The organism is Paraburkholderia fynbosensis (genome assembly GCF_902859935.1).
GTDB classification, from domain to species: Bacteria; Pseudomonadota; Gammaproteobacteria; order Burkholderiales; family Burkholderiaceae; genus Paraburkholderia; species Paraburkholderia fynbosensis.
Genome location: NZ_CADIKI010000012.1, coordinates 143,397 through 155,473, shown reverse-complemented (window position 1 = coordinate 155,473; position 12,077 = coordinate 143,397). Strand labels below are relative to the sequence as shown.

Here is a 12,077-nt window from a genome sequence, read left to right as displayed (position 1 = left end):
CAGGAGGATGCCTTGGCGAGAACGAAAGAGACGCGAGCGAATGCCGCGCCTGGCGCCGGAACGATTTTCGCGTTACGCGCCATCGGTCTCGTGCTTGTCGCTCGCTGGCTTTTTTCGATGGCGCAGATGGATCTCGCCGCTGCGCTGTCGGCGATGGTGTCGTCGCCGTGGGCATGCATCAACCTGGTTTTCCTGTTCCTGCTGATTTTCCTGCCGGGCGCGCGCGCCGTGGCCGAGCGTCCGTTTCATCCGCTGCCGCAATGGCTGCGGCAGGCGCTGCGTCTGTTCGCTTTCCTTGGGTTTGTATTCGCGCTCTGGTCGGTTGGCGTATTCGTGGCGAGCGCTGGCTGGCGGCGTGCCGCGCAGGCCGTGGCGGCGACCAACGGCTGGCTGCTGGTCGCGCCGCTGCTGTACGCGGCCGTGCTGTGGATCTGCCGGCCGCGCCCGCTGTGGCGGACCAACATCGCCGCGCGGCGTTTTGCGATCGGCCGTTATGCGGTCGCGCTCGATCCCGCCACGCGTACGGTGATCGTGTGGGCCGAGCGCCGCAAGGTAGGACAGTACGACGCGCGCGAGCTGTCCGTGCGCTGGGCCGCCGGACAAGACCCGCGGCCCACGCCGGCGCCGGCCCCCGCGGTCGCGTTCGGTGCGATGGGCGAGCCGGGCTCCACGGCTGCGCCGCTGGGTTCGGTCGCGGCCCCGGCACTCGTGCGCGGCGTGTTCGGGCGCCGTCCAGGAGTCGAATTGTTGTGGGATTCGCCGGCCGCCGCGGGCCACAATCGGCAAACCGTATTTCGCGCCACGCTGACGACCGAGGGCGATCGGGTCGCCGCTCGGGCGCTTGACACAACTCTGCGGCAAGTCTGAAGCTGCATGCTTTGTGCAGTGGATCACACCGCGTGGCCGATCAGCACGTCGTCAATCGGGCCTTGGCCGATAATGAAGTCACGGTGCCCGGCCGTTCAGTGCGGGTGAGTGGACATACATCGATCGTGTCGCGTCTTTTGCAGGAGTCGCTATGCTGGTTCGCTGGTTGCTTGCCGCCCTTCATCTGCTCGCTTACGGTTTTGCGCTCGCCTCGATTCTGCGGCGCACCTGGGCGCTGCGCCGCGCGTCCGTGCCGGCCGCGTTGCGCTCCGTATTTCGCGCGGATACGCGGTGGGGCCTGTCCGCCCTGGTGTTGATCATCACCGGCTTGATGCGCGTTTTCGGCAGCTACGAGAAGGGCGCGGACTACTATCTTCACCAGCCGCTCTTTCACGTCAAGATGACGCTGCTCGTGCTGATTCTGATCCTCGAAGTGCCATCCATGCTCGCGCTGATGCGCTGGCGCGCGTCAATCCGCAAAGGCACTCCGCCGGATCTGAAAAATGCGCGGTCGTATGCGCGTTACAGCGTGATCCAGACCGTGTTGCTGGTGCTCATGGTGTTTGCGGCAACCGGGATGGCGCGCGGCGTCGGCTTGCCGGCCGGCGTGGTGTAGCCGAACTCTAGCGGCGGCAAGCCGAAGCGGGGCAGGGTGGGCGCGCTCGCGTGCGCAGCTATGTGAAGGCCGTGGACGCGCAGCATCGGCAGAACGCGGCTTCACATGGTCCATGTTCCAAGGTGCCGGGCGTGGCGCCACATACGCCCGCTGCAATTTACTTTCCCACCAGCAGGCCCGCATCATCCATCCGATCTGCGTTGGACCCGGCGGTCTCACGCATGAACTCCGATTCGCCGAGACCCTTGACGAGTTCCAGTGCCTGGCGTTCGAACAGGCGCCGGTACAAGCCGTTCTCGCGCCTGATCAACGCGTCGTGGCTGCCTTCCTCGATCACCTTGCCCTTGTCCAGCACCAGCAGTCTGTCCAGCGCACGCACGGTGGACAGGCGGTGCGCGACCACCAGCGTCGTGCGGCCGATCATCAGCCGCTCCATCGCCTGCTGAATCAGCACTTCGCTTTCGCTGTCGAGGCTCGACGTCGCTTCGTCCAGAATGAGGATCGGGGCGTCGGCGAGGAAAGCGCGCGCGATCGCGACGCGCTGACGTTCGCCGCCCGAAAGCTTGATGCCGCGTTCGCCGACCAGCGTGTCATAGCCATTGGGTAGCGCGCTGATGAAGCCATGTGCACTGGCGAGTTGCGCGGCCCGCTCGATCTCGGCGCGGCTCGCGCCGGGCCGCGCATAGGCGATGTTCTCGGCGAGCGAGCGGTGAAACAGCACCGGCTCCTGCTGAACGATCGCGATCTGGCTACGTAGCGACGCCTGCCGCACCTGAGCGATATCCTGACCATCGATTGTGATCCGGCCGCCGGAAATATCGTAGAGGCGCTGAATCAGCTTGATGAAGGTCGTCTTGCCCGAGCCCGAATGCCCGACCAGCCCGATGCGTTCCCCCGGCGCGATGCGCAGGGAAAAGTTCTCGTACAGCGGCTGGTCGTGCGCGTCGTAATGGAAACTGACCTGCTCAAAGCGGATCTCGCCTTGGCTGATCGCGATCGGACCCGCGCTGGGGCGGTCTTCGATGCCGAGTGGCTGACTCTCCAGCGCGACCAGTTCTTCCATATCGTTGACCGAACGTTGCAGGTTGCGGATGTGCATGCCGACATCGCGCAGATAGCCTTGCAGCATGAAGAACATCGTCAGCGCGAAGGTGATGTCACCGACGCTCGCCTGGCCGCGCGCCCACAGCAACAGCGCCACACCGAGAATGGCTGCCTGGATCGCCACCAGCATGCCGCCCTGCACACCGCCGTTGATCGTGCCGCGCACCCATGTGCGGCGCGTGCGGTGACGCCACTTGCCGATCACGCGTTGAAGCAGCATTTCCTCGCGTTCTTCCGCGCCGAAAGCCTTTACGACGCCGTTGCAGCTGACTGCATCCGCGAGCGCGCCGCCCATGCGCGTGTCCCATGCGTTCGCGAGGCGCGCGGCCGGCGCGACGAAGCCGAGCGACATGGCCACGGTCACGGCGATATACAGCAGCGAGCCGATCCCGACGACCGCGCCCATCATCGGCCAGCGCCAGCCGAGCAGCACGGTGGCGCCGATCAGCATGGCCAGCGACGGCAGCAGCGCGATCAGGAGCGTGTCGTTGAGCAGGTCGAGCGCCCACATGCCGCGCGTGATCTTGCGCACGGTGGAGCCGGCAAAGCTGTTGGCGTGCCAGTCGGTCGAAAAGCGTTGCACGCGATGAAACGCGTTCGCGGCGATCTCGCTCATCATCTTCAGCGTGAGCCGGATGATGTTGAAGTACACGCCTTGGCGAAGCAGCGTCGCGCCGAGGCCGAGCGCGGCCAGCACGCAGAAGGCCGTGACCGCCGCGCCCCAGGCGCTCTCGTTGCCGGCCGGTCCGGAGGCGATTGCGTCGACCAGGCGTCCGGCGAACACCGGCGTGAGCACATCAGCCAATGCCGAGCACAGCACCAGCGCCGCGATGACGACGACGCGCCACGGCTGTTGCGCCCAGTGATTGAAGGTGAAACCGAGGACATCCTTAAAGGCTTGTCCGCGAAAGTCGAGTTTTTTGTTAGCCATTTGCCACGACCCGGCGCGCATGAACGCACCGAGGTTCCAGTCAGAAGCGAAGGGACGAGACAGTCAGGCGGGCCGGCATGCACCGGCAATGCGACTCAGGGCTGTCTGGGATTTGCTCGTCACACCTTTTCAGGCGGACTCGCATATGCGACGGGCTGACGACGGTTAAGGTCGTGAGGGCGATCGCGAGACCATGCGAGGGAGAGCGATATGCACTGCGAACATGTGACGCCTCCCTTTGGGTCGAATGAGATGGAGAAGATGGGCGGCGCGACTGCGCCGAAGGGCAACTATATCAGCAGTATCCGGCTGCCGCAAACCTACGAAGTTCCGGTGCCGACAGGGAAACCCGATGACGTAATCCCGTCGCGAGAAAGGGTAATCGTATCCTGCGCGCCGAACCCCACTCGACCTAATCGAGGATCGAAAACGCCACATCAAAACTCGAGCGAAAAATAGAAAAGGGCTTATGCATTTCTGCATAAGCCCTTTAGTCTTCGGTGATCGACACACCAAAATTCTGGTGGGTAGTACTGGGATCGAACCAGTGACCCCTGCCGTGTGAAGGCAGTGCTCTACCGCTGAGCTAACCACCCGAAGAGATCGAGATTATGTCAGTGATCTTCGCATCCGTCTAGTCTTTTTTAAGCAACCTGCTCATTTTCTGCGGCAGCGGGTTCGAGGCGCCAAACGCTCGTGCCTTTGACTGCTTTGTCGAGACCATCGAGCACCGTCTGGTGCGCGGCAACTTCGTCGTCGCTGGCGGCGATGACGACGAGTTCCAGCGCCTCGAGCGCGACACGCGGCGCATGCGCGTCGCCACCCGCATGCGATTCGCCGAGCATGTCGATGACGAGGCTCTCCTGGCCGCGCGTCATCGCCAGATAGACTTCCGCGAGCAGCTCCGAGTCGAGCAATGCGCCGTGCAGCGTACGGTGCGCGTTGCTGATGCCGAAGCGGTCGCACAGCGCATCGAGCGAGTTGCGCTTGCCGGGGAACATCTGCTTGGCGCGAGCGAGCGTATCGATGATCTCGCCGCAGTAGGTGCTCACCTTCGGCAAGCCGAGCAACGCGAATTCGGCATCGAGAAAGCCGATGTCGAACGGCGCGTTGTGAATGATCAGGTCCGCGCCCTGGATGAAGTCGCGAAACTGATCGGCGATCTCGCCGAACCTCGGCTTGTCGCTGAGGAATTCCGTGGTCAAGCCGTGCACGGCCAGCGCGCCCGGATCGCTATCGCGTTCCGGATTGATGTAGAAGTGCAGGTTGTTGCCGGTGAGGCGGCGGTTCACCAGTTCGACGCAACCGAGTTCGAGGATCCGGTCGCCGGTGCGGGCATTCAGGCCGGTGGTTTCGGTATCGAGGATGAGTTGACGCATATCGGATTAGCCTACCTCGGGAAATTGCAGCGAAGAAAAAGAGCGGCGAAGAAACGGCGCCAGGAATTGCAAGGCGGTGCGCGCGACGCTCATCCGATTTGCGCAAGCGACGCGACGCCGCGATTGGCTAGTTGATCGGCGCGTTCGTTTTCCGGGTGTCCGCTATGTCCGCGCACCCAGCGCCATTCGACTTCGTGCTGCGCGACGAGCGCGTCGAGCCGCTTCCACAGGTCGGCGTTCTTCACCGGCTGCTTTGCCGCAGTAATCCAGCCTTTCTTTTTCCAGCCGTGAATCCATTCGCTGATGCCTTTCTGCACATACTGCGAGTCGGTGTGCACGACTGCCTTGCAGGGGCGCTTCAGCGCTTCGAGCGCGGCGATCACGCCCATCAGTTCCATGCGATTGTTGGTCGTGTTGGCTTCGCCGCCGAATAGTTCTTTTTCCTGCTCGCCGAAGCGCAGCAACGCGCCCCAGCCGCCGGGGCCGGGATTGCCCTTGCAGGCGCCGTCGGTATAAATGTCGATGAAATCGGGAGTCATTGAGTATGGTTGCGTGTATTCGGAGTGACGGCGGGCGCGAGGCCTGGCGCGAGCACGGGTTTCTTCACTTTCAGCGGGCCGACGAGGCGCATGCCGCGCACGCGCTTGATCGCCTTGATCATGTAGGTGGCGCCGAAGATCGGCCACCAGCGGTCGCCGGCGGCTTCCATGAAGCCATAGCGGGCGAGCCATTGCTCGCTGCCGAGCGGCGGACGATAGCAGCCGAAGCGCCCGCGTTCAAGGTCGAAGCCCAGCAGCTTGATCCAGTCTTTCAGACGCGTGAAGGCGATCAGATCGACCGCAGCGGGCACGAACGGCCGGCCGGTCATCTTGCCGACCGATTGCCGCGCGCCCCATAGCGACAGCGAGTTGAAACCGAGAATGATGAGCTGACCTTCGGGCATCAGCACCCGCTCGGCTTCGCGCAGCAGCCGGTGCGGGTCGCTCGTGAATTCAAGCGTGTGCGGCATCACGATCAGATCGACGCTCTGTGCTTCGAAGGGCAGATCCAGCAGGTCGCACCACACCGCGCTGCGGCCGGCCGGCGCGGGCAGGCCCGCCGACCCGGCCGACGCCGCGCCGAGGTTCGATCCAGGGCGAGTGCCGGCATGCGTCAGGCCGCGCGGAAAAGCGTAGGGCGCGCTGGCTCCGCTCGCAGCGTCGAGCACGAGGCCGCGGCACGGCATGCGGTTCTCGCGCAATGCGTCGAGCTGCGGCAGGCCGAGTTGCAGCGCATGATAGCCGAACACGTCTGACACCACGCGGTCGAGCTGGGTCTGCTCCCAGTCGAGCACGTAGCGGCCGGGCGGTGAATCGGTCCAGGCGGGCCAGTCTATAATTGCTCGGTCAGTCATATCAAAGAATGCGTCGCCTATGAATGCGCTCGAGTACGTACCGGTCCCGGCGTTTGAAGACAATTACATCTGGGTCGTTTCCGACGGACACCATGCGGTTGTCGTCGATCCCGGTGAGGCGGCCCCCGTGCGTGCCTATCTGGCGAAACGCGGATGGCGGCTGAGCGCTATTTTACTCACGCACCATCATCAAGACCACGTCGGTGGGGTGGCCGATCTGCTGAATGGCCAGGCCGTGCCGGTCTACGGCCCCGCTGGTGAAGCGATCCAGCATCTCACGCACCGTCTCGAAAATGGCGATCGCGTGTCGATCGCGACGCCCGCGCTCGAATTCAGCGTGCTCGACGTGCCCGGCCACACGAGCGGCCACATCGCGTATTTTCAGGCCGCCGATTCGCGCGGCACGCCGCACGTCTTTTGCGGCGACACGCTGTTCGCATGCGGCTGCGGCCGGTTGTTCGAAGGCACGCCGAAGCAGATGCTCGCTTCGCTGGATGCGCTCGCCGCGCTGCCCGGCGCGACCGAAGTCCACTGCGCGCACGAGTACACGCTGTCGAACATCCGTTTCGCGCTCGCCTGCGAGCCGGACAATGCCGAGCTCCAGGCCTGGCGCGACAAGGCGAGCGAGCTTCGGGCGCGCCACGTGCCGACGCTGCCGACCACGATCGCTCACGAGCGTGCGGTGAATCCGTTCCTGCGTGCGGACCAGCCGGCGGTGCAGGCGAGCCTGCAGGAGCAGCTGCACGAAAAGGTGTCCGACCGACTGACGGCCTTCACATTGATGCGCGAATGGAAGAACCGTTTCCGCTGATCCGCACCGCATTAGCCGATCTTCACGCTAAAAATCGGAAAAATTCGCCAAGCCCAAGATTTCCTTGATTTTTTTACTAAGTTTCCGATTGACGTAAACGTTGCCGTTTCGTACTATCGGCTGCAAATTCCAGCCCTTGTGGAAGCCGAGACGTTCATGCGATTTATCTTCAGTGCGTTATTGGTCCTGACACTCGCCGCCTGCGCGAGTCAAGGACCGACAACGAGCAGTTCCACCGCAACCAATCCCGCCAGCCAGCAAGCCGTAGCCGACGCACTTCGCAAGACAGCCACCGCTAAAGAAACGATCAACGTCGATCAGGGTTCGGTCAGCCAGTTGACCAGCTCGGACGCCGATCTGTGGAGCCGTATTCGCCGTGGTTTCCAGATGCCGGACCTGCAGACCGACCTCGTCGACATGCAGGCCAACTGGTATGCGCAGCGTCCCGATTACGTGCAGCGCATGACCGAGCGCTCGCAGAAGTACCTCTATCACATCGTCGAAGAGCTCGAAGCGCGGCATATGCCGACCGAACTCGCGCTGCTGCCGTTCATCGAATCCGCGTATAGCCCGCAGGCGTTGTCGGTCGCGAAAGCTGCCGGCATGTGGCAGTTCATGCCGGGCACCGGGCGCACCTACAACCTCAAGCAGAACATGTGGCAGGACGAGCGCCGCGACGTGCTGGCGTCGACCAGCGCCGCGCTCGACTATCTGTCGCGTCTGCATGACATGTTCGGCGACTGGCAGCTCGCGCTCGCCGCGTACAACTGGGGCGAGGGCAACGTGCAGCGCGCGATCGCGCGCAACGAGGCGGCGGGTCTGCCCACCGACTACCTCAGCCTGCGCATGCCGAACGAAACGCGCAACTACGTGCCGAAGCTGCAGGCGGTGAAGAACATCGTGATGAACCCGCAGGTATACGGACTCACGCTCCCGTCGATTCCGAATCACCCGTATTTCGTCACGGTGACCACGTCGCACGATATCGACGTGGAAATGGCCGCGAAGCTCGCGAATCTGTCGACGGATGAATTCCGCTCGCTGAACCCGTCGTTCAAAAAGCCGGTGATTCTCGGTGCAACGCAGCCGCAGATCCTGCTGCCGTTCGACAACGCCAGCGCGTTCGAGCGCAATCTGAAGGCGTATTCCGGTTCGCTGTCGTCGTGGACCACGTACACGGTAGACCACCGCGCGACGCCTGCGGCGATCGCGCAGAAGATCGGCGTCGACGCCGACACGCTGATGGAAGTGAACAAGATTCCGGCCGGCATGCGCCTGAAGCCCGGCTCCACGATCGTCGTGCCGCGCGGTTCGGACGACGACGAAGACATCAGCGCCGACGTCGCCGAAAGCGCGGTGCTAGCGATGGAGCCCGACGTTCCCGATACTCGCAAGATGCTGATCCGCGTGCGCCGCAACCAGTCGATGGCGGCGATCGCGGTGCGTTACGGTGTGTCGGTCGGTCAGTTGAAGGCGTGGAACCGTACGCGTCGCGATCAGGTGTCGCGTGGTCAGCTGATCGTGCTGCACGTGCCGGTAGGCAAGGCCATGCCGAGCGAGCCGGGTCCGGAGCGTATCGCAACCGACGTTCAGGGCGGCGGCGTCGAGAAGATCGGCACCCGCGTCGCAGACACCCGTGGCGAATCGCGCTACGAGAAAAAGAAGGGTCGTGGCCGGTACGTCGTGAAGGTCTCCGAGCCGGCAGGGAAGCTCAGCAAGCCGACGGCATCCAGTGCCGGCAAGGTCAAGGCGACCAAAGTGTCGGCCTCCACGTCCAGCAAGGCGTCGAAGGCCGCGGCAGAGAGCCGCCCGAAGACCGTGGCCAGCGCGAAGAAGGGTAAGTAGGCCCATAGCGGCTGCCACGGTAGTGACCGCATGGGCTGCGGGGTAGCGCATGAATTGCGCTCCGATCACGCACCGTGTTTATTCCAACGCCGTCACCCGTGGTGACGGCGTTTTTCAATTTGCCGAGCAATTCAAGGCGAATCTCGCCTATTTCCTTTATCTTTCGTGCTTTGGCCACGTCGGTCGTTCCGAGCGAAGCTTATGTCGTCGACCCAACTGCGCGTCTTTCTTCTGTTTTCCGCGGGCTACTTCGTCTCCTATGTGTTTCGCGGCGTCAACCTCGGCTTCGCGCCGTTCATTACGCACGACCTCGGCTTGTCGGCGACCGATTTGGGCTTGCTGACGAGCCTTTATTTCCTCGGCTTCGCGGGCGCGCAGATTCCGGCTGGCGTGCTGCTCGATCACTTCGGCGCGCGCCGGGTGACGGCTGCCACGTTGCTGTTCGCCGCATTGGGCATCTGGGTGTTCGGCGCCGCGCAGAGCGTCGGCGTGATGATGGCCGGGCGGCTGCTGATCGGAGTCGGCGTGTCTGTGTGTCTTGGCGCGGCCTTCAAGGCCTTGGCGCACCATTTCGCGACCGCCCGCCTGCCGCTGATGAATGGGCTGGTGATGGCGATCGGCGGTTTCGGCGGCGTGATGGTGGGCTCGCCGCTGACGTGGGTACTGGGTTTCGCCAGCTGGCGCGCGGTCTGTATCGGACTGGGGCTGCTGACCGTGATGGTCGCTCTCGCGCAATGGACGCTCGCGCCGGACAAGAAGGAAACCCACCACCAGGCGAGCCTCGGCGCACAGTTCAAGGGCACCTTGCATATTCTGCGCAGCGGGGCTTTCTGGAAGATCGCGTCGTTCTCGGTCGTCACGCAAGGCGTCTTCTATGCGATGCAGTCGCTGTGGGTCGGCGCGTGGCTGCGCGACGTGCAGGGTTTCGAGCCGCAACAAGCCGCCGCGCTGGTGTCGATTCTGGGCTTCGCGATGATGGCCGGCTGCCTCGGTTTCGGCGCGGCGGCGCGCAGTCTCGAACGGCGCGGCATCTCGCTGCATGCGTTTTGCGGCATCGGCATGGCGCTGTATGTGCTGACGCAGTTGCTGATCATGTTCAAGGCGCCGCTGCCGGCGGGTCTGTTGTGGGCGGCATATGGGATTTTCGGCGGCACCGGCATTCTGAGCTACGCGGTGATGGCCCGGCATTTCCCGGCGCAGATGATCGGCCGGGTGAACACCACGCTGACGCTGATCATTTTCCTGCTGATTTTCGGCTTCCAGATTGGCGTCGGCGCGGTTTTGTCGTATTGGCCGGCGAGCGGCGGGCACTATCCGCAGGCCGCACACATGACCGTGTGGGGGATTCTGGTGGCGCTGCAGGTGCTGAGCGCGATCTGGTACACGTTACCTGGCCGGAAGTCAGTTCGGCCGTCCGAAGTGAGCGCCGAACAGCAGGCGTGAGGCGGGAAGTACAACAACTTGCCTGGCGAGCGCAAATTCCACTGCGCTATCGCAATTCGCATCGCGCAAATTTTTGTTTGATGCCGGGCAGCCTTGTCCCGCAAGGCTTTGGGTGCGTTGCCCCAACCTTTTCCCATGGCGGCCTGCCATCTCGGATTTGGAAGGAAGGGCGTTTTCAGGCTATAATTCCAAGGTTTGAGCTTATCAACCCGCACCCTAGCGCCTACCTCTCCCATACCGTTCATCCGCCGCGCGCCATTGGCGTAGCAAGAAGGGCCCCCGTGTCTGGCCGATCCGTCCACTCAATGGATGCATTGGACCCATCGCACACCCCTTGCAACGTTCAACAGCAGGTCGCGAGCGAGTCTGCGCGTGCATCCCGTGGATGTGTTTCGCTGCGGCTCGCAGTCGGATAGGCAGGTCGGCAACAGGGTGTTCCCCCAAGGAGTCTCCCGTGTTGCCGTCATTTTCTCCCGCTCTGCTCGCGCTCGCCGACGGCACGGTCTTTCGTGGTTACTCGATCGGCGCCCCCGGGCATACCATCGGCGAAGTCGTGTTCAACACCGCTATCACCGGCTATCAGGAAATCCTGACTGACCCGAGCTACGCGCGCCAGATCGTGACCCTCACGTATCCGCATATCGGCAATGTCGGTGTGAACGCCGAAGACGTCGAAGCTACGAAAGTCCATGCCGCCGGCCTGATCATTCGCGATCTGCCGGTCCTCGCGTCGAACTTCCGCATGGAGCGCACGCTCCCGCAATACCTGCAGGACGAAGGCGTGGTCGCCATCGCCGGGCTCGACACCCGCATGCTGACCCGCGTTTTGCGCGACAAGGGCGCGCAGAATGGCGCAATCCTCGCCGGCTCGGACGACGAGGTCAAGGCCATCGAACTCGCCCGCTCGTTCCCCGGCCTTTCGGGCATGGACCTCGCGAAGGTCGTGTCGACAAAGGAAACCTACGAGTGGACCCAGACCGAATGGCGTCTGGGCACCGGCTACGGCAAGCAGAATGCGCCGAAGTACCGCGTGGTGGCGTTCGACTACGGCGTCAAGTACAACATCCTGCGCATGCTGGCCGAACGCGGCTGCCACGTCACTGTGCTGCCGGCGCAGGCGAGCGCGGCCGACGCGCTGGCGCTCAACCCGGACGGCGTGTTCCTGTCGAACGGTCCCGGCGATCCGCAGCCGTGCGACTACGCGATCGCGGCTACGAAAGAACTGATCGAGCGCGGCATTCCGACTTTCGGCATCTGCCTCGGTCATCAGATCATGGGCCTCGCGGTCGGCGCAAAGACCATGAAGATGAAGACCGGCCACCACGGCGCGAACCATCCGGTGAAGGATCTGGACGACGGCCGCGTGGTCATCACGTCGCAGAACCATGGTTTCGCGGTCGACGCCGACACGCTGCCGGCCAACGCGCGCGCCACGCACGTGTCGCTGTTCGACGGCACGCTGCAAGGCTTCGCGCTGACCGACAAGCCGGCGTTCTGCTTCCAGGGTCACCCGGAAGCATCGCCCGGTCCGCACGACATCGCTTATCTGTTCGACCGCTTCACCGCGTTGATGGACGCACAGAAGGGCAACAACAGCGCAGCGGCATAAGACGCAGCGCAGCGGCCTCGCGCCGCGAGCCCGCTTCAGCGGTAGCGTGGCTCGCGAGGCGCCTCGCGCGCATACGCGC

Annotated in this window: 10 protein-coding genes and 1 tRNA gene; 6 read left to right on the top strand and 5 right to left on the bottom strand. The window is 63.8% G+C overall.

Annotated features, from left to right (window positions below; genetic code table 11):
- The first annotated feature begins 12 nt into the window (after positions 1–12).
- Both HV770_RS20820 and HV770_RS20815 read left to right on the top strand, forming a co-directional pair.
- Complete coding sequence (locus HV770_RS20820) at positions 13–867, top strand: hypothetical protein (RefSeq protein WP_175162572.1); 855 nt, start codon at positions 13–15, stop codon at positions 865–867.
- A gap of 151 nt (positions 868–1,018) precedes the next feature.
- Positions 1,019–1,483 carry a DUF2214 family protein gene (locus HV770_RS20815; RefSeq protein WP_121315293.1) on the top strand — a complete coding sequence of 155 codons (465 nt, stop codon included), beginning with the start codon at positions 1,019–1,021 and terminating at the stop codon, positions 1,481–1,483.
- Positions 1,484–1,640: 157 nt separating this feature from the next.
- Here the strand turns inward: HV770_RS20815 and HV770_RS20810 are convergent, their stop codons facing one another.
- The 5 genes from HV770_RS20810 to HV770_RS20790 form a co-directional block, all read right to left on the bottom strand.
- Positions 1,641–3,518, bottom strand: a complete 1,878-nt coding sequence (locus HV770_RS20810; protein ID WP_175162570.1) for an ABC transporter ATP-binding protein — start codon at positions 3,516–3,518, stop codon at positions 1,641–1,643.
- Positions 3,519–4,039: 521 nt separating this feature from the next.
- Positions 4,040–4,114: transfer RNA gene (locus HV770_RS20805), tRNA-Val, on the bottom strand.
- A gap of 48 nt (positions 4,115–4,162) precedes the next feature.
- Positions 4,163–4,897, bottom strand: coding sequence for a DNA polymerase III subunit epsilon (gene dnaQ, locus HV770_RS20800; protein WP_175162568.1), 735 nt, complete (start codon positions 4,895–4,897; stop codon positions 4,163–4,165).
- Between the two features lie 89 nt (positions 4,898–4,986).
- Positions 4,987–5,436 (bottom strand): ribonuclease HI, encoded by a 450-nt coding sequence (gene rnhA / locus HV770_RS20795; RefSeq protein WP_175162566.1) that lies wholly within the window; start codon positions 5,434–5,436, stop codon positions 4,987–4,989.
- Positions 5,433–6,290, bottom strand: coding sequence for a class I SAM-dependent methyltransferase (locus tag HV770_RS20790; RefSeq protein WP_175162564.1), 858 nt, complete (start codon positions 6,288–6,290; stop codon positions 5,433–5,435). The genes rnhA and HV770_RS20790 overlap by 4 nt, the downstream gene beginning before the upstream one ends.
- Before the next feature lie 19 nt (positions 6,291–6,309).
- On the opposite strand from HV770_RS20790, the gene gloB reads away from it, so the two are divergent.
- The 4 genes from gloB to carA all read left to right on the top strand — a co-directional run bounded on the left by gloB (position 6,310) and on the right by carA (position 11,998).
- Positions 6,310–7,101, top strand: a complete 792-nt coding sequence (gene gloB, locus HV770_RS20785; protein WP_175162562.1) for a hydroxyacylglutathione hydrolase — start codon at positions 6,310–6,312, stop codon at positions 7,099–7,101.
- 156 nt (positions 7,102–7,257) lie between these two features.
- Positions 7,258–8,946, top strand: coding sequence for a transglycosylase SLT domain-containing protein (locus tag HV770_RS20780; RefSeq protein ID WP_175162560.1), 1,689 nt, complete (start codon positions 7,258–7,260; stop codon positions 8,944–8,946).
- Between the two features lie 201 nt (positions 8,947–9,147).
- Positions 9,148–10,389: an MFS transporter gene (locus tag HV770_RS20775; RefSeq protein ID WP_175162558.1), complete on the top strand. Its 1,242-nt coding sequence runs from the start codon at positions 9,148–9,150 to the stop codon at positions 10,387–10,389.
- Between the two features lie 454 nt (positions 10,390–10,843).
- Positions 10,844–11,998, top strand: a complete 1,155-nt coding sequence (gene carA / locus HV770_RS20770) for a glutamine-hydrolyzing carbamoyl-phosphate synthase small subunit (RefSeq protein WP_175162556.1) — start codon at positions 10,844–10,846, stop codon at positions 11,996–11,998.
- Positions 11,999–12,077: the final 79 nt, after the last annotated feature.

Bases quoted from the DNA above. Each gene is read 5' to 3' on its own strand.
- HV770_RS20790 (WP_175162564.1), bottom strand. From the start codon at position 6,290: ATGACTGACCGAGCAATTATAGACTGGCCCGCCTGGACCGATTCACCG.
- HV770_RS20775 (WP_175162558.1), top strand. From the start codon at position 9,148: ATGTCGTCGACCCAACTGCGCGTCTTTCTTCTGTTTTCCGCGGGCTAC.
- dnaQ (WP_175162568.1), bottom strand. From the start codon at position 4,897: ATGCGTCAACTCATCCTCGATACCGAAACCACCGGCCTGAATGCCCGC.
- gloB (WP_175162562.1), top strand. From the start codon at position 6,310: ATGAATGCGCTCGAGTACGTACCGGTCCCGGCGTTTGAAGACAATTAC.
- HV770_RS20815 (WP_121315293.1), top strand. From the start codon at position 1,019: ATGCTGGTTCGCTGGTTGCTTGCCGCCCTTCATCTGCTCGCTTACGGT.
- HV770_RS20810 (WP_175162570.1), bottom strand. From the start codon at position 3,518: ATGGCTAACAAAAAACTCGACTTTCGCGGACAAGCCTTTAAGGATGTC.
- HV770_RS20780 (WP_175162560.1), top strand. From the start codon at position 7,258: ATGCGATTTATCTTCAGTGCGTTATTGGTCCTGACACTCGCCGCCTGC.
- rnhA (WP_175162566.1), bottom strand. From the start codon at position 5,436: ATGACTCCCGATTTCATCGACATTTATACCGACGGCGCCTGCAAGGGC.